Genomic DNA, 17,183 nt, shown 5'->3' on the forward strand with positions numbered 1-17,183 from the left:
CGTGCCGTAATCGCTGTCGGGCAGGCGCACAGGCCGGCCGGATCAGCTTGGCGCCACTGTTGTAATTGGTTTGTGCGCGCCTATTGGGGTTATCGGCTGGACTTGAGGTTTTTTGCAGGGGAAGTGGAAATATATTTCAAGGGGTTAGGGGTGTTGTAGCAGCTGTCGAGCGCTGCTCGACAGCGGCTACGCAGATCAGGCGTTACGGGCGGCCATCCGCCAAACCCGCGCAATATCACTCGCCCGCTCCCGCAACAACCGCGGCGCCTCGGCACATGCCTGCTCCAGCGTCATCGGCCCGCTCGCCAGGGCAAACGCCGCATCAATCCCGTGCCCGTACAATTCCTGATAGCCCTCACCCAAGGTCCCGGCGATAACAATCACCGGCACACCCTGCTGACGAGCAATCCGTGCTACACCAAACGGCGTCTTGCCGCGCAAGGTCTGGGCATCGAAACGGCCTTCACCGGTAATCACCAGATCCGCGCCTTTGACCGCTTCAGCCAGGCCCACAAGCTCCGCGACCACTTCGACGCCGGCCTGGAATCGGGCGCCGAGAAACGCCTTGGCCGCAAAACCCAGGCCACCCGCCGCACCGCAGCCGGGTTCGTCGCGCACGTCTTTATTCAACGCCTGCGCGCAAAGATCGGCGAAGTGCCCAAGCGCTTCATCCAATTGCTGGACTTGCTGCGGTGACGCACCTTTCTGCGGACCAAAAATCGCCGACGCGCCGTGGGGGCCACACAGTGGATTGTTGACGTCGGCGGCGATGTCGAAGCGCACCGCGTTCAGACGCGGATCGACTTCGCTCAGGTCGATGTTGACCAGTTGTGCCAACGCCAATCCGCCCGGTGCGAGAACCTGCCCCTGCGCGTCGAACAGTTTCACGCCCAAGGCCTGCATCGCTCCGGCCCCCGCGTCATTGGTGGCGCTGCCGCCAATCGCCAGGATCACCCGTTGCGCGCCGGCATCAAGTGCGGCGCGGATCAGCTCGCCAGTGCCATAGGTGCTGCTGATGCAGGCATCGCGTTGCCCCGGCGGGACCAATTGCAAGCCGCTGGCCTCGGCCATTTCGATGATTGCCGTGTGATTGTGCGGCAACCAACCCCACGCGGCGTCGACGGTGACGCCCAACGGACCGCGCACCTGCGTGCGGCGCAGTTCGCCTTCGCACGCCGCCAGAATCGACTCGACCGTCCCTTCCCCACCATCAGCCATCGGGCATTTGACCAATTGCGCGTTCGGCCAGACTTCAGCCAACCCCAGCGCAACGGCATCGGCTACGCCCTGGGCACTCAGGCTGTCCTTGAACGAATCGGGGGCGATGACGACTTTCATGTGAATTCTCCAGTTCCAATGCCTCCATGCTGCCAGTTGCCCGGAGCGCTGACGCCGGTCCGCTGCACAAGCGGGGGTGGTGTTTGTTGTTCATTTATACAAAGGCAGTATGGAGGGTGTCAGGGATGGCCCCTTCGCGAGCAAGCCCGCTCCCACATTTGGAATGCCTTCCCCTGTGGGAGCGGGCTTGCTCGCGAAGGCGTCAGTGAATCACCACCACTCTCTAGTCGGTTTGCGGCAGCAACTGCACCCCCAGATAAAGCGCCAACATCCCATCCAGCCGCAACGGGTCAACCCCACTCAACTCGGCAATCCGCTCCATGCGATAACGCAGACTGTTGCGATGAATCCCCAGCGCATCCGCACAGGCCTGGCTCTGCCCATCGTGATCGCACCAACTGCGCAGGGTCGCCAGCAGCTGACCGTTGCTATCCTTGGCGATGACTTTGCGCAACGGCTTGAGCAGTTCATCCAATGCATCATCGTTGCGATGCCGCCAAAGCATCACCGGCAGCCGATAACGGTTCAGCGTCAGCAACCGCGAGCGCGGCAGCACATCGCGCCCATAGGCCAGCAAATCCCCGACCCGACGATAGCAGCGGCGCAAACCCGGCAATCCATCGGCTTGCCCACCGACGGCGATGCGCAGAATGTTCCAGCCCAGGCCATCGAGTTTTTCAAGCAGTCGTTCATGCTCAATCGCCTGGCTCGCCGGGCGACACCACAGCAGCGACGACTTGGCGGAACTGACGCACCAACTGTCGGGGTAACGACTGATCAACCAGGCACTCAGTGCTTCGACGGTCTGCCCCGGCCCGTGCTCCAGGCCCAGTTCGAACAGATACGGCACCCGTGTCAGTTGCGGCTTGAGCCCCAGTTGTTGCGCTTCGTCCACCAGACGCGGCGAATCCCCGGCGTCGGTCAGCAGCAGCGCGAGCAAATCATCGCAACGCTGGCGCCGCCATTGTTGTTCGGCTTGCTGATTGCGCTGGCCCACCAGCATTTCGGCGGTCATGCGCACCAGTTCGGCGTAGGTGCGCAGCTGTTCCGGTTCGCCGGTGATGCCGAGCACGCCGATCAGCCGCTGATCGAGCAACAACGGCAGGTTGATCCCCGGTTGCACGCCTTTGAGGTGAATCGCGGTTTGTGCGTCGATTTCCACCACCCGACCGTTGGCCAGCACCAGTTGCGCGCCTTCGTGGCGGGTGTTGATCCGCTCGGGCTCGCCGCTGCCCAGGATCAATCCCTGGCTGTCCATGACGTTGACGTTGTACGGCAGGATGGCCATGGCCCGGTCGACGATGTCCTGGGCCAGGTCGTGATCGAGTTCAAACATGGGACAGATCCTTGAAAACGAGGTGGGACGGGTTGTTCACCCGCACAGGCCTTGGTGACAAACCCTGTGCTCAGGCACAAAGACAATCACCCAAGGGGTGGCCGAGACTCACAGGGCGATCAACGTTACCCTTTGCATCGCAAAAAATCATAATAAAGAGAGAGCCCGCCATGTCACAGAGCGCCGCCGCTACCCAGGCCATCGTTGACGAGAAAAACGCCGTCTACAAACGCATTACCCTGCGTTTGATCCCCTTCATCTTCATCTGCTATCTGTTCAACTACCTCGACCGGGTGAACGTTGGATTCGCCAAGTTGCAGATGCTCGACGCGCTGAAATTCAGTGAAACCGTGTACGGCCTCGGGGCCGGGATCTTCTTTATCGGCTACGTGCTGTGCGGCGTACCAAGCAACCTGGCGTTGACCAGGTTCGGGCCACGGCGCTGGATCGCATTGATGATGATCGTCTGGGGTTCGCTCTCGACGTGCCTGCTGTTCGTCACCACCCCGACTGAGTTCTATACCTTGCGCCTGTTCACCGGCGCGGCCGAAGCCGGGTTCTTCCCGGGCGTGGTGCTCTATCTTTCGCAGTGGTTCCCGACGTTCCGCCGTGGTCGCATCATGGCGCTGTTCATGTCGGCGATCCCGGTGTCCGGTCTGCTCGGCAGCCCGTTCTCTGGCTGGATTCTCAACCACTTCGGCGCAGGCCAGGCGAGTCTGGCAGGCTGGCAGTGGATGTTTTTGCTGCAAGGGATTCCGACGGTGATCCTCGGTGCCCTCGCCTACTTCCTGCTCAGCGACAGCTACGCCAATGCCAAGTGGCTGACGCCGTTCGAGCGTGAAGTACTGGAAGCGGACCACGCTGAAGACCTGGCCAACAAGCCGAAAACCACTACCGATTCGCTGGCGGCGGTGTTCAAAAACCCGGCGATCTGGGCGTTTGGCCTGATCTATTTCTGCATCCAGAGCGGCGTTTACGCGATCAACTTCTGGCTGCCGTCGATCATCAAGAACCTGGGCTTCAGCGATAACCTGGTGATTGGCTGGTTGAGCGCGATTCCATACCTGCTGGCGGCGGTGTTCATGTTGCTGGTCGGTCGTTCGGCGGATCTGCGCAAAGAGCGGCGCTGGCACTTGGTGGTGCCGATGCTGATGGGCGCGGCGGGGCTGTTGATCGCAGTGAACTTCGCTACCACGCCGGCCATTGCGATTCTCGGCCTGACCATCGCCACCATGGGCGCCCTCACTGGCCTGCCGATGTTCTGGCCGGTGCCGACCGCCCTGCTCAGCGCGGGTGCGGCGGCGGGTGGTCTGGCGTTGATCAACTCCATGGGGCAAATGGCCGGTTTCCTAAGCCCGTACCTGGTCGGTTGGGTCAAGGACAGCACCGGCTCGACCGATGCGGCGTTGTATCTGCTGGCGGGTGTGATTGTGTGCGGGAGCGTGCTGGCACTGCGCATGACCCGCACCCTGCGCGCCTGAGTCCACCGCTGTTCCCCTTGTGGGAGCGGGCTTGCTCGCGAAGGCGTCGTGTCAGTCGACATTTATATTGACTGACTCACCGCTTTCGCGAGCAAGCCCGCTCCCACATTGGATCGAGTCGATAATTGCGGTTGCTCCCGGCTGTCCTTTTGGTATTTGATTGACGCCTTTCCCATCGGCAAAAGGATTTCGTCATGAGCTACCGCACATTGGGTCATTCGGGTCTGCAGGTGTCCACCTTGACCCTGGGCACCATGATGTTCGGCGAACAGACCAGCACCGAAGATTCCCTGCGGATCATCGACAAGGCCTGGGACCAGGGCATCAATTTCATCGACACCGCTGACGTCTACACCGGTGGTCGTTCCGAAGAAATCGTCGGTGAAGCCGTCGCTGGCAATCGCCACGAATGGGTACTCGCCACCAAAGTCGGCTTCGGCCCGGCGGACGGCGTTCCGAACCGCAGCGGCTTGAGCCGCAAGCACCTCTTCAACGGCATCGATGCCAGCCTGACGCGGTTGGGTACCGATTATGTCGACATCTATTACCTGCACCGCGAGGACCACAACACGCCGTTGGAGGTCACCATTTCGGCCATTGGCGATCTGATTCGCCAGGGCAAGATCCGTTACTGGGGCCTGTCCAACTACCGTGGCTGGCGCATTGCCGAAGTCATTCGCGTGGCCGACAAGCTGGGCGTTGATCGACCGGTGATCAGCCAGCCGTTGTACAACATCGTCAACCGCCAGGCTGAAACCGAGCAAATCACTGCAGCCCATGCTTATGGCCTGGGCGTTGTCCCGTACAGCCCGTTGGCCCGTGGTGTGCTCAGCGGCAAGTACGCGCCGGATGTGAAGCCTGACGCCAACAGCCGCGCTGGGCGCCAGGACAAACGCATCCTCGAAACCGAATGGCGCGTGGAGTCGTTGCGCATTGCCCAGCAGATCCAGGAATACACCCAGGGTCGCGGCGTCGGCATCGTTGAATTCGCGATTGCCTGGGTGATCAACAACAGCGCCGTCACCTCCGCCATCGTCGGCCCCCGCACCGAAGAACAGTGGGATGCCTACACCAAGGCGCAAGCGGTGAAAATCACGGCGGAAGACGAGGCGTTCATCGATTCGCTGGTGAAGCCGGGGCATTCCTCGACACCGGGGTTCAATGACGTGAGCCACTTCGTGTCCGGACGTAAACCCCGCACTACCTGAAGAAATCCTACCCAATGTGGGAGCGGGCTTGCTCGCGAAAGCGGTGTGTCAGGCAATTCAGATGTCGACTGACAGGGCCTCTTCGCGAGCAAGCCCGCTCCCACAGGGGTTTTGTGTTGATTGCAAATCTTGTAGGTGACAAGGATCAAATGTGGGAGCGAGCCTGCTCGCGAAAGCGGTCTAACATTCAACATCAATGTTGGCTGAAAGCCCGTCTTCGCGAGCAGGCTCGCTCCCACATTCGGTCGGTGTTGATTGAACGGTCAATATTCATCTGGAAAACCACGTATCCTCCGCCCCCCGTTTCACCTTCAACCTCGCGAGGACAGTTTGTCTAAAGGTATCGCTCTATCGGTCACAGCCTCGGTGCTGTTTGCCGTCATGTATTACTACACCTCGCTGCTCACTCCCTTGAGCGGCGTAGAAATCTTCGGCTGGCGGATGCTGCTGACCGTGCCCTGCATGACCGTGTTCATGCTGGTGTCCGGCGAATGGCGGCGCGCGGTGGAGATCCTCAAGCGCCTGAGCGGCAAGCCGAAGTTGTTGGCGGCCCTGATCGTGTCGGCGACGCTGCTGGGACTGCAACTCTGGCTGTTCATGTGGGCACCGCTCAACGGCTACAGCCTCGATGTGTCGCTGGGCTATTTCCTGTTGCCGCTGTCGATGGTGCTGACCGGGCGAATCGCTTACGGCGAGCGTTTGTCCTATTTGCAAAAAGTAGCGGTGTTTTTCGCCACCCTGGGTGTGCTGAACGAGCTGTATCAGGTCGGCGGTTTTTCCTGGGCGACCTTGCTGGTGGTGGTCGGTTACCCCATGTACTTCGTGTTGCGCAAATGGCTGAAGACCGACAACCTCGGCGGCTTGTGGCTGGACATGACGCTGATGCTGCCCGTGGCGTTCTGGTTTGTCTGGGGTGGCGCCCAAGGCTTCGGCGTGTTCGACCAATACCCGTGGCTGTCGCTGCTGATCCCTGTACTCGGGTTGATCAGCGCTTCGGCACTGGTGGTCTACATCATCGCCAGCCGCTTGTTGCCGTTCAGCCTGTTCGGGCTGTTGAGTTATGTCGAACCGGTGCTGTTGCTGGGCGTGGCGTTGTTGCTGGGGGAAAGCATCAAGCCCGGGGAATGGCTGACTTATATTCCGATCTGGTTGGCGGTGGTGGTGCTGGTGTTTGAAGGGTTCAAACACATGATGCGCAGTCGCCGACCTTAAAGTCTGCGCAAAAAACCTGTGGGAGCGGGCTTGCTCGCGAAGGCGGCGTATCAGTCAACATTGATGGCGACTGACACGGCCTCTTCGCGAGCAAGCCCGCTCCCACATTGGTTTTGTATACACCCATAAAAAGCCCGGTCAGCATTGCTGCTGACCGGGCTTTTTTACAGCTGAAACGGCTTACTCTGTCGCGAGCACACCACGACGCACCTGATCCCGCTCAATCGATTCGAACAACGCCTTGAAGTTGCCTTCGCCGAAACCATCATCGCCTTTACGCTGGATGAATTCGAAGAACACCGGCCCCATCAGGGTTTCCGAGAAGATCTGCAGCAGCAGACGCTTGTCGCCCGAATCTGAAGAACCGTCCAGCAGAATCCCGCGCATTTGCAGTTGATCCACCGGCTCGCCGTGGTTCGGCAAACGGCCTTCGAGCATTTCGTAATAGGTTTCCGGTGGCGCGGTCATGAAGCGCATGCCAATTTTCTTCAGGCGATCCCAGGTATCGATCAGGTTGTCGCTGAGGAACGCAACGTGCTGGATGCCTTCGCCGTTGAACTGCATCAGGAACTCTTCGATCTGCCCGGCGCCCTTGGACGATTCTTCGTTCAACGGAATGCGGATCATGCCATCCGGCGCGGTCATCGCCTTGGAGGTCAGGCCGGTGTATTCGCCCTTGATGTCGAAGTAGCGGATCTCGCGGAAGTTGAACAGCTTCTCGTAGAAGTTGGCCCAGTAGGCCATGCGCCCGCGATACACGTTGTGGGTCAGGTGATCGATGATCTTCAGGCCCGCCCCTTCCGGATTGCGGTCCACGCCTTCGATGAACACGAAGTCGATGTCGTAGATCGAACTGCCTTCGCCGAAACGGTCGATCAGGTACAGCGGCGCGCCGCCGATGCCTTTGATCGCCGGCAGGTGCAGCTCCATCGGACCGGTTTCGATGTGGATCGGCTGGGCGCCGAGTTCGAGGGCGCGCTTGTAGGCTTTTTGCGAATCCTTGACCCGGAACGCCATGCCGCACACCGACGGGCCGTGTTCGGCCGCGAAGTAGGAAGCGACGCTGTGGGGTTCGTTGTTGAGGATCAGGTTGATCTGGCCCTGGCGATACAGGTGCACGTCTTTGGAACGGTGGGTCGCGACCTTGGTGAAGCCCATGATCTCGAAGATCGGCTCCAGGGTGTTCGGGGTCGGCGATGCGAACTCAATGAATTCAAAGCCCATCAGGCCCATTGGGTTTTCGTATAAATCTGCCATGGTTGGCGCCTCATCATCTGCATTTGAAATTAACGGCTGAATTAACGGATCGTTAGTTGCTAGCAATGCTGAGACTGGCGGGTGGCGCACAGGAGATGCCCCGAACGCTGCGGGCGAGGAAGTCACCGTAGATCAATTGAAACCCAAAACTCTTCATTGTCGACCCAAGGCTCTTGCGGGCGAGGCTTCTGCTGCCAGAAGACGTTTATTATTGTATGCGTAAACCGATTCTACACAGCGTAAAACGGTTTGTCCGCCTTCTGTATCAAATCCCCTTTTTCGTGGCCGGCGCAAGCGGTTTGTTGCACAGGTAAATCCCCGCCAGAATCAGCCCGCCCCCCAGGCACATGGCCATCGTCAGTTGCTCGCCCAGCAGCAACGCGCCGAGGATCACGGCAGTCAGCGGATTCAAGGCAATGAACACGCCGGAACGGGTCGCACCGATTTTGCGGATGCCTTCGTAATAGCCGATGTAGGCCAGTGCCGAGCCGAGTACACCGAGGTACATCAGGCTCAGCCACTGCTGCGGACCCAGGCTGACGAGCGCATCGACGCTCAACTCGCCACGCAACGCGCTGGTCGTCCAGAGCATCACCGTGCCCAGTAGAATCGAATAGGTCACCGTTTGTACGGGCCCCAGCGTCTGATTCAGCCCTTTGGAACATAGCGAGTAAACGCCCCAACTCAACACGCAGCCGAAGATCAGCAGATCGCCGATCCACGCGTCGGCATTGGCCGCCAGTAATTGCGGGTTACGACTGACGATCACCAGCCCCGCCCCGACGATGCATATCGCAATCCCCGCCACTTTCCCCCGGCTCAAGCGTTCCTTGAACAGCAGCCACGAGGCCAGGCCGATCACCGCCGGGTTCAGCGCCACGATCAATGACGCCCGGGACGCATTGATGAAATGCAACCCATAAAAGAAGCACAGGTTGTAGAAGAAAATCCCGAAGAACCCCAGCAGCGTTAATTGCAGCCATTGCCGCAGGCTCGGTCGCACCAGCGGCACGCGGGCCAGCAGTACAAACATCAGCAACGCCAGGCTGGCGAGCAAGAAACGCAGGCTCGCGGCAAACAATGGGCTCAGACTGTCGGCCAAAAATCGCCCGGCCACGAAGGTCCCGCCCCATATCATCGTCACCGCTGCCAATTTCAAATAAACCGGGACATCCGACGGTTTTGCCAGACTGTGTTCATAGCTATTCATAAGTCACCAGAAGAACGGATGACGTATCATTGAGCTAATGCCTGATCATCGTAAAATGAGTAAATGCTCATGACCCTGACCCAACTGGAAATTTTCTCCCTGGTGGCCGAGCTTCATGGCTTCACGGCGGCGGCAAATCGCCTGGGGATTTCGCAATCGGCGGTTTCCCATGCGCTCAAGTCGCTGGAACAGGAACTGGGCGTCGAGTTATTGCGCCGGCATCAGTCCCAGGTCGAACTCAGCGATATTGGTCAGCAACTATTGCTGCGCGCCCGGGCGATGCTCGGGTTGGCCAATACGTTGCGCCAGGAAGCCGCCGATGCCCGTGGGATGAAACGCGGGACGCTGCGCATTGGCTCGTTCGGCCCGACCTCCTCGATCAAGTTGCTGCCGATGATCCTGGAGCCATTTCGCGCGGCTCATCCCGGCATCGAAGTGCATATCGACGAAGGCCCGGATCGCCAGGTGATTCAATGGCTGGAAGAGCGGCGTATCGATGTGGGTTTTGTGGTGCTGCCCGAGGAACGTTTCGACACGTTTGAGCTGATCGAGGACCAGATGGTGGCGCTGCTACCCGCCGATCATCCGCTGACGGTGAACGAAAGTTTGAGTTTGCAGGACCTTTGTCATGACCCTTTCGTGCTGACCGAGGCCGGTTCTTCGGAGCTGGTTTCCCGGCTGTTCAACGCCGCCAGGCTGACGCCGAATATTCGTTTTCGCTGTTCGCAATTGCTCAGCACCCTGAACACCGTAGGGCGTGGCGCAGCCCTCACCGTCGTCGCTGAAGGCTCGTTACCGAGTGACAACGATCGCCGCTATGTGAAAAGACCGCTGTCGCCACCGGTCAAACGCCAGGTCGGGTTGGCCGTGCTGGATCGGCGCCAGTCATCCCCGGCGACGCTGGCCTTTATCGAACTGGCCTCAAAACTAAGTTTTCGCTGAGCAGCACAAGCACAAACGGCCATCTATCATGGCCACTGACTCAACTCTTTTTGGTTTCGCACATGCCACTGACCGTTAAATCCCGCCGCAAGCGCAGCACCCGGATTGCTGTGACCGTATTAAGCGGGGTGCTCCCGGTCCTGTTGGGCTTCGTCATCCTTTATATGCAAGCCGGGCGCGTACTGAAACAAAGCACCGAGCAAACCGCCGAGGAAGCCTTGCGTCAATTCAACCTGATGCTCGACAACACCGCCGAAGCCGCGCGGGTGTTGCTGCCTCTGGCCGGCGACCGTTGCGAGGATGCCAAACTGGCGCTGCGCGAACAGGTCACCCGCCGCCCCTTTGTGCGCTCGACCAATCTGGTGTGGGACAACAACCTCTATTGCAGTTCGTTGTTCGGTGACTATCAGGAGAAAGTAAACGCTGGTGACTACACTCGAGGTCAGTTGTGGTTGATGAACGGCAACCCCGTCACACCCAACACGGCGCTGTTGGTTTATCGACTCAGCGATGACAAAAAGGGGGCGCTGACGACCCTCGACGGTTATCACTTGAGCAACGTGCTACGGCTGATCGGCCGTCAGACTTCACTGTTGCTGCAAGTCGGCAATAACTGGCTGTCCGCCGACGGCAAGGTGCATGACGGTGCCCTGCCCGTCTTGCCGGAGGCGCAAAGCACGCGGGTTTCCGAGCAATACGCATTTACTGTGGCCGCCGGTTTTCCCGAGGGCGAAACCTGGCGCTACATGAGCCGCGAGTACCCGCCGCTGTTCAGCCTGCTGATCTTTTTTGGCGTGGTGTCGGGCACAATCGGCCACATTCTGCAAAAACGTGCTTCATCGCCCAGTGTTGAACTGCAACGGGCGCTGGAGGCTGGCGAGTTCATTCCGTATTTCCAACCCGTGGTGCATGGCGACACGAAAAAGTGGAGCGGCGCCGAGGTGTTGATGCGCTGGAATCATCCCAAGGAAGGCCTGGTGCGCCCGGACCTGTTTATTCCGTTTGCCGAGCACTCGGGGTTGATCGTGCCGATGACCCGTTCATTGATGCGGCAGACGGCCGCGTTGCTGGCGCCGGTATCGGCCTCATTTGACGGACTCTTTCATATCGGCGTGAACATCACCGCCAGCCACTGCCAGGATCTGGAAATGGTGGAGGATTGCCGCGAATTTCTAAGCGCCTTCGCGCCCGGCAGCGTCAGCCTGGTACTGGAGCTGACCGAACGCGAATTGATCGAGCCCACGGCCATCACTCACCAATTGTTCGAGCAACTCCACGGGTTGGGCGTGATGATTGCCATCGATGACTTTGGCACCGGCCACTCAAGCCTGGGATACCTGCGCCAATTCAACGTGGACTTCCTGAAAATCGATCAGAGTTTTGTTGCCATGATCGGTGCCGACGCTCTCTCCCGGCACATTCTGGACAGCATCATCGAACTCTCGGCCAAGCTGGACTTGGGAATTGTTGCCGAAGGTGTAGAAACCGAGGCGCAAAGCGATTACCTGACTGCCCACAACGTGAACTTCCTGCAAGGCTACCTGTTCGGCCGGCCGATGCCCGGCGCGGACTTCGTTAATGCATTAAGTCACCATTAACAGGTGCTACAGATAACGAAAACCCGCACCAAATTGAATCAAAAGACTGCTGTTGTTACATGAAGAAAAAGACATGATTTACTCTTGAGCAATTAACTACTACAATTTTTCTTACCCTGTGCAAGATTGGCAGGTGAGCCATTATCACCGAGTCGCTTCAAGGCTCTTGGCTTATAGCTTTGTTTGCGGTTGGTATCAGCCAAACACACTATTGGAGTAAAGATATTGTCCAGACTCGCTGAATTTCGTGCAGCTGAAAAGGCCCTTCAAGAACAGCTCAAGCAGCTGGAATCCTTGAAGAACGATGCCGGGCTCAAGAAAGAAATCGAATTCGAAGAAAAGCTCCAGGGGCTGATGAAAACCTACGGCAAAAGCCTGCGCGACATCATCGCCATTCTCGATCCGAACCCGGCAAAATCGGGCCTGCAACAAGCCGCAGCGCCTAAAACCCGCCGTGCCCGCGTGGTCAAGGTCTATCACAACCCGCACACCGGTGAACTGATTGAAACCAAGGGTGGCAACCACCGCGGCCTGAAAGCCTGGAAGGAACAGTACGGTGCAGCCACCGTCGATTCCTGGCTGCGCGGCTAACCCTTCGCGGCAACAAAAAAAAGCCCTGCTAATGCAGGGCTTTTTCATGGCAGTTATCTAACAAATGCAACGATAGTCGCCGATCAAGTTGGAAATGCCTTGTACGAAGGTACCGATCTCCGCGCCCACTCAATACTTTGCGTCTTACTTTGTGCTTAATCCCTTTGGACATCTAAAAACCGCGCTTTGCGAAAATCCGCAGTCTTCAACTCTTCATCTAAAGTTTCAAGCTGTTACGCGCTGCCGCTATTTCGTCCTGACTTGCCTTATAAACCTCGGCCTGCCCGGCGTAGGAAAGAACATAGGCCTTGTCCGCCTGAACGGCAGCGACCAATGTTTGAGAGAGCACGTGTCGGCCGTTCTGGGTAACCGTGCACGTAGTTTCAAGCGCCGACAGTTGGCTCAAGGTGGCCGGGTGAATCTTGTTGCAGACACTTTGATAGCCACCCTGGAAGAAGTCTTTCTGCACCGACTTGCGCATCTCCAGCAACACGCCCTCCAGATTCACCTGATGGCCGCTTTCCACCGGAGTCATGGTCAATTCCATCACCAATACCTGATTGCCATCGGCGTCATTTTTAACCGCCCGCTGCCGTGACACTTGCGGCGCGGCGTCATTTGGCGCGACGACTTCCACCTCCCAGCCAGTTGGCCAGGTAATGCTCGGGGTATCTGCCCGCACCGCCGAGGCCAGCGCAACCAAACCCATGAAAACGAATAGCGATGCAAACGGTCGGATCATTACGAGAGGCACTCACAGATTGAGCCATAAAGTCTGAGCCTCACCCGGCCGACAGGCAATAGCCGGGCGTTTTGGTTTGGCGATGTCGGGACGCTTGCGTATCATTGCGACCATTCGCCAGCCCCACTTATTTTCCGGAGGGCCCATGAGCCTGCACGAATTGAACACCTTCCCCGGCGTCACCGCCGCACCTGACACCGCAACCCAGAAGTTCGTCTTCAACCACACCATGCTGCGGGTCAAGGACATCACCAAGTCCCTGGATTTCTACACGCGCATCCTCGGTTTCTCGCTGGTTGAAAAGCGCGACTTCCCGGAAGCCGAGTTCAGCCTGTACTTCCTGGCGCTGGTCGATAAAAACCAGATCCCGGCCGACGCCGCCGCGCGTACCGAGTGGATGAAGTCGATCCCCGGCATCCTGGAACTGACCCACAACCACGGCACCGAAAACGATCCGGAGTTCGCCTACCACAACGGCAACACCGACCCGCGTGGCTTCGGACATATCTGCATTTCGGTGCCCGACATCCGTGCCGCGTGTGAACGTTTTGAAGCGCTGGGCTGTGATTTCCAGAAACGTTTGAACGATGGCCGCATGAAGAGCCTGGCGTTTATCAAGGATCCGGATGCTTACTGGGTCGAAATCATCCAGCCAGCACCGATGTAAGACCTGGCCAAATCCCCTGTGGGAGCGGGCTTGCTCGCGAAGGCGTCGTGTCAGTCGCCATCATTATCGACTGACCCACCGTTTTCGCGAGCAAGCCCGCTCCCACATTGGAAATGCGCAAGACAACAAAAAACCCCATGATCACTCATGGGGTTTTTTGTGTTTTCAGCGCAGGCGTTTAAGCCGGAGCCGAGGTGCGGATCAGGTGATCAAATGCGCTCAGGGAAGCCTTGGCGCCCTCGCCCACTGCAATCACAATCTGCTTGTACGGCACGGTGGTCACGTCACCGGCAGCGAACACCCCCGGCAGCGATGTTTCGCCACGGGCATCGACGATGATCTCGCCGCGTGGCGACAACTCGACAGTGCCTTTGAGCCAGTCGGTGTTCGGCAACAAACCGATCTGCACGAAGATCCCTTCCAGCTCGACCGTGGTGAACTCACCCGAATCGCGATCCTTGTAGACCAGGCCAGTCACTTTCTGCCCGTCGCCCTTCACTTCGCTGGTCAGCGCGCTGGTGATGACGTTGACGTTCGGCAGGCTGTACAACTTGCGTTGCAGGACCGCATCGGCGCGCAGCTTGCTGTCGAATTCCAGCAATGTGACGTGGCTGACAATACCGGCCAGGTCGATGGCTGCTTCGACGCCGGAGTTACCGCCGCCAATCACCGCCACGCGCTTGCCCTTGAACAACGGACCATCGCAGTGCGGGCAGAAACATACGCCCTTGGCTTTATATTGCTGCTCACCCGGCACGCCCATTTCGCGCCAGCGGGCGCCTGTGGCAAGGATCAGTGCCTTGGTTTTCAGGCTGGCGCCGCTTTCGAAGCGCACTTCGTGCAACTCGCCGGCATTTTTCGCCGGGATCAGCGCAGTGGCTCGTTGCAGGTTCATGATGTCGACGTCGTATTGCTTGACGTGTTCTTCCAGGGCGCTGGCCAGTTTCGGCCCTTCGGTTTCCTGCACAGAGATGAAGTTTTCGATGGCCATGGTGTCGAGCACCTGCCCACCAAAACGTTCAGCCGCCACGCCGGTACGAATGCCTTTACGGGCCGCGTAAATCGCGGCCGAAGCACCGGCCGGGCCACCGCCGACGATCAAGACGTCAAAGGCTTCTTTGGCGCTGATTTTTTCGGCTTGGAGTTCGGCACCGCTGGTGTCGATCTTGGCGAGGATTTCTTCCACGCCCATGCGGCCCTGGCCGAAGATTTCGCCGTTCAGGTAAACGCTCGGCACGGCCATGATCTGGCGCTTGTCGACTTCAGCCTGGAACAAAGCACCGTCGATGGCGACGTGGCGGATGTTCGGGTTGAGCACGGCCATCAGGTTCAGCGCCTGGACCACGTCCGGGCAGTTCTGGCAGGACAGCGAGAAGTAAGTTTCGAAGCTGAACTCGCCTTTGAGCGAGCGGATCTGTTCAATCACCTCGACACTGGCTTTCGAAGGGTGACCGCCAACTTGCAGCAAGGCCAGCACCAACGAAGTGAATTCGTGGCCCATGGGGATGCCGGCGAAACGCAGGCTGATGTCGGCACCCGGGCGGTTGATCGAGAACGATGGCTTGCGCGCATCATCACCGTTGTCGAGCAAAGTAATTTGAGTGGAAAGACTGGCAACGTCTTTCAACAGTTCCAGCATTTCCTGGGATTTCGCACCGTCGTCGAGGGAAGCAACGATCTCGATCGGTTGGGTGACCCGTTCCAGGTACGATTTCAACTGGGCTTTAAGATTGGCGTCCAACATACGGGCGATTTCCTTTACTTTATTTGAGGCAAAAAAAAACGCCCGAGCGAATCTCGCCCGGGCGTTTTTATTGGGCGGTTGCAGCTTACTTAGGTGCGGAAACCCGCCCTGATGATGCGTGTGTCACAGACTTAGATCTTGCCGACCAGGTCCAGGGACGGAGCCAGAGTAGCCTCGCCTTCTTTCCACTTGGCTGGGCAGACTTCGCCCGGGTGAGCAGCAACGTACTGGGCAGCCTTGATTTTGCGCAGCAGTTCGGAAGCGTCACGACCAACACCGCCGTCGTTCAGCTCAACGATTTTGATCTGGCCTTCTGGGTTGATCACGAAGGTGCCACGGTCAGCCAGGCCAACTTCTTCGATCAGCACGTCGAAGTTGCGGGAGATGGCGTGGGTCGGGTCGCCGATCATGGTGTATTCGATTTTGCCGATGGCTGGCGAAGTGTTGTGCCAGGCAGCGTGAGCAAAGTGGGTGTCGGTGGAAACGCTGTAGATTTCGACGCCCAGTTTCTGGAACGCGGCGTAGTTGTCAGCCAGGTCTTCCAGTTCGGTTGGGCAAACGAAAGTGAAGTCAGCTGGGTAGAAGAACACGACAGACCACTTGCCTTTCAGGTCAGCGTCCGACACTTGTACGAAGTCGCCATTTTTGTAAGCGGTAGCTTTGAACGGTTTTACTTGGCTGTTGATGATAGGCATCGGTGACTCTCCGTCAGGGTTGAAAAGTTTGGTTGAGAAGTTGATGGAGTGAATCCTACCCACTCGATCGCCGGATGGCTCATTGGCAAAGCTCATGCTGCTCATTGGTTTTCGCTATTAGCGGAACGTATTAATAGAAGAAAACTTACTTAGCAGCGCCAATGGCCTTTTCCGCAAGGGGCGTCATCCCGAGAAACGGGTTGGCTTCAACATAGCGCATGGCGGATTTCATATCCTTCCAGCCCACGTAACTCATCAACGACTTCAAATCCCAACCACTTTGATGGGCCCATGTTGCAAAACCGCGACGCAGGGAGTGACTGGTGTAGTGCTCGGCCGGGATGCCGGCGCGCTCCAGTGCCTGGCGCATTAATGGAATTACGCTGTTGGCGTGCAAGCCCTCCTCGCTCAAGTGGCCCCAACGATCGATGCCACGAAACACTGGGCCGCGCACCAGAGCGGCTTCGGTGATCCAGGCGATGTAGGCCTGCACCGGACACAAACGCTGCAATGCCGGCGTTTGATAAGTCTTGCCGAGGTTTTCGCGGTCGCTCTTGCTGCGCGGCAAATAGAGCGTGATGCCCGATTGGGCAACGGCTTTCACATGCTCGATCTGCAATCGGCACAGCTCATCGCTGCGAAAGCCGCGCCAGAAGCCCAGCAGGATCAGCGCCATGTCGCGCCGCGCCCTCAGTAAACCGGGCTGATCTCCTTCGGTTCGAGCGGTTTGCGCTTCCTGCTCAAGCCACGCCACCACTTGCTCCAGATGCTGAAGCTGCAACGGCTCGGCTTGCTTTTCCTGTACCGGGTGCAATGCGCGAATCCCTTTGAAGACCTGGCGCACCACTGGCGCCTTGGTCGGATCGGCAAAGCCCTGGCTGTTGTGCCATTGCGCCAACGCCGACAGACGCAACTTCAGCGTGTTGATCGACAGCACGCCTGCATGCGCGACCAGATAGCGCGCGACGCTGTCGCCGGTCGCCGGCAGGAACCCGCCCCAACTGACTTCGAAGTGCTCGATGGCCGCCCGGTAGCTGCGACGGGTGTTGTCGCGGGTAGCAGCTTGCAGGTAGCGATCCAGATCGGTCATGGGCTCAACTCTCGAAAACGTACCGTTTTGGCGGGTGAAAACCGCATCTACTACTCATCACGCGGGGTAATA

The 17,183-nt window shown here is 58.5% G+C and carries 15 protein-coding genes; 7 read left to right on the forward strand and 8 right to left on the reverse strand.

Annotated elements, in window-relative coordinates; all coding sequences use genetic code 11:
- Nucleotides 1-195: 195 nt before the first annotated feature.
- Together ACIQY3_RS20140 and ACIQY3_RS20145 are read right to left on the reverse strand one after the other, a co-directional pair.
- Nucleotides 196-1,338, reverse strand: a complete 1,143-nt coding sequence (locus tag ACIQY3_RS20140; protein ID WP_403022540.1) for a glycerate kinase — start codon at nt 1,336-1,338, stop codon at nt 196-198.
- Nucleotides 1,339-1,561: 223 nt separating this feature from the next.
- Nucleotides 1,562-2,674: a sugar diacid recognition domain-containing protein gene (locus ACIQY3_RS20145; RefSeq protein WP_123508231.1), complete on the reverse strand. Its 1,113-nt coding sequence runs from the start codon at nt 2,672-2,674 to the stop codon at nt 1,562-1,564.
- A 170-nt stretch (nt 2,675-2,844) separates the two neighbouring features.
- Between ACIQY3_RS20145 and ACIQY3_RS20150 the strand changes: the two genes are divergently transcribed.
- From ACIQY3_RS20150 to rarD, 3 genes are all read left to right on the forward strand, one after another.
- A complete protein-coding gene (locus tag ACIQY3_RS20150; RefSeq protein ID WP_403022547.1) occupies nt 2,845-4,155 on the forward strand; it encodes an MFS transporter in 1,311 nt (436 codons plus the stop codon).
- 194 nt (nt 4,156-4,349) lie between these two features.
- Entirely contained in the window at nt 4,350-5,363 is a 1,014-nt protein-coding gene (locus tag ACIQY3_RS20155; RefSeq protein ID WP_403022551.1) for an aldo/keto reductase, read from the forward strand.
- A gap of 330 nt (nt 5,364-5,693) precedes the next feature.
- Nucleotides 5,694-6,575 carry an EamA family transporter RarD gene (gene rarD / locus ACIQY3_RS20160; RefSeq protein WP_403022554.1) on the forward strand — a complete coding sequence of 294 codons (882 nt, stop codon included), beginning with the start codon at nt 5,694-5,696 and terminating at the stop codon, nt 6,573-6,575.
- Nucleotides 6,576-6,755: 180 nt separating this feature from the next.
- On the opposite strand, the gene hppD is transcribed toward rarD, so the two are convergent.
- Both hppD and ACIQY3_RS20170 read right to left on the reverse strand, forming a co-directional pair.
- Nucleotides 6,756-7,832: a 4-hydroxyphenylpyruvate dioxygenase gene (gene hppD, locus ACIQY3_RS20165; protein ID WP_403022557.1), complete on the reverse strand. Its 1,077-nt coding sequence runs from the start codon at nt 7,830-7,832 to the stop codon at nt 6,756-6,758.
- A 265-nt stretch (nt 7,833-8,097) separates the two neighbouring features.
- Complete coding sequence (locus ACIQY3_RS20170; protein WP_403022560.1) at nt 8,098-9,042, reverse strand: DMT family transporter; 945 nt, start codon at nt 9,040-9,042, stop codon at nt 8,098-8,100.
- Nucleotides 9,043-9,111: 69 nt separating this feature from the next.
- Between ACIQY3_RS20170 and ACIQY3_RS20175 the strand changes: the two genes are divergently transcribed.
- The 3 genes from ACIQY3_RS20175 (at nt 9,112) to ACIQY3_RS20185 (ending at nt 12,173) form a co-directional block, all read left to right on the forward strand.
- Nucleotides 9,112-9,984 carry a LysR family transcriptional regulator gene (locus ACIQY3_RS20175; RefSeq protein WP_403022563.1) on the forward strand — a complete coding sequence of 291 codons (873 nt, stop codon included), beginning with the start codon at nt 9,112-9,114 and terminating at the stop codon, nt 9,982-9,984.
- A gap of 62 nt (nt 9,985-10,046) precedes the next feature.
- The gene (locus ACIQY3_RS20180; RefSeq protein ID WP_403022566.1) at nt 10,047-11,582 is read left to right on the forward strand and encodes an EAL domain-containing protein; all 1,536 of its coding nucleotides are present in this window, start codon (nt 10,047-10,049) and stop codon (nt 11,580-11,582) included.
- A gap of 225 nt (nt 11,583-11,807) precedes the next feature.
- Nucleotides 11,808-12,173: a histone-like nucleoid-structuring protein, MvaT/MvaU family gene (locus ACIQY3_RS20185; protein ID WP_123408041.1), complete on the forward strand. Its 366-nt coding sequence runs from the start codon at nt 11,808-11,810 to the stop codon at nt 12,171-12,173.
- Nucleotides 12,174-12,390: 217 nt separating this feature from the next.
- Here the strand turns inward: ACIQY3_RS20185 and ACIQY3_RS20190 are convergent, their stop codons facing one another.
- Nucleotides 12,391-12,915: a DUF4946 domain-containing protein gene (locus ACIQY3_RS20190; protein WP_403022570.1), complete on the reverse strand. Its 525-nt coding sequence runs from the start codon at nt 12,913-12,915 to the stop codon at nt 12,391-12,393.
- A 145-nt stretch (nt 12,916-13,060) separates the two neighbouring features.
- On the opposite strand from ACIQY3_RS20190, the gene gloA reads away from it, so the two are divergent.
- Entirely contained in the window at nt 13,061-13,582 is a 522-nt protein-coding gene (gene gloA, locus ACIQY3_RS20195) for a lactoylglutathione lyase (RefSeq protein ID WP_054050577.1), read from the forward strand.
- A gap of 178 nt (nt 13,583-13,760) precedes the next feature.
- On the opposite strand, the gene ahpF is transcribed toward gloA, so the two are convergent.
- The 3 genes from ahpF to ACIQY3_RS20210 all read right to left on the reverse strand — a co-directional run bounded on the left by ahpF (nt 13,761) and on the right by ACIQY3_RS20210 (nt 17,111).
- Nucleotides 13,761-15,326 carry an alkyl hydroperoxide reductase subunit F gene (ahpF, locus tag ACIQY3_RS20200; protein ID WP_265038697.1) on the reverse strand — a complete coding sequence of 522 codons (1,566 nt, stop codon included), beginning with the start codon at nt 15,324-15,326 and terminating at the stop codon, nt 13,761-13,763.
- A gap of 131 nt (nt 15,327-15,457) precedes the next feature.
- Complete coding sequence (ahpC, locus tag ACIQY3_RS20205) at nt 15,458-16,021, reverse strand: alkyl hydroperoxide reductase subunit C (protein ID WP_054050573.1); 564 nt, start codon at nt 16,019-16,021, stop codon at nt 15,458-15,460.
- 145 nt (nt 16,022-16,166) lie between these two features.
- Nucleotides 16,167-17,111, reverse strand: coding sequence for a site-specific integrase (locus ACIQY3_RS20210; RefSeq protein WP_403022575.1), 945 nt, complete (start codon nt 17,109-17,111; stop codon nt 16,167-16,169).
- Nucleotides 17,112-17,183 lie beyond the last annotated feature (72 nt).

It is taken from the genome of Pseudomonas sp. NPDC096950 (assembly GCF_044762525.1).
Lineage (GTDB): Bacteria > Pseudomonadota > Gammaproteobacteria > Pseudomonadales > Pseudomonadaceae > Aquipseudomonas.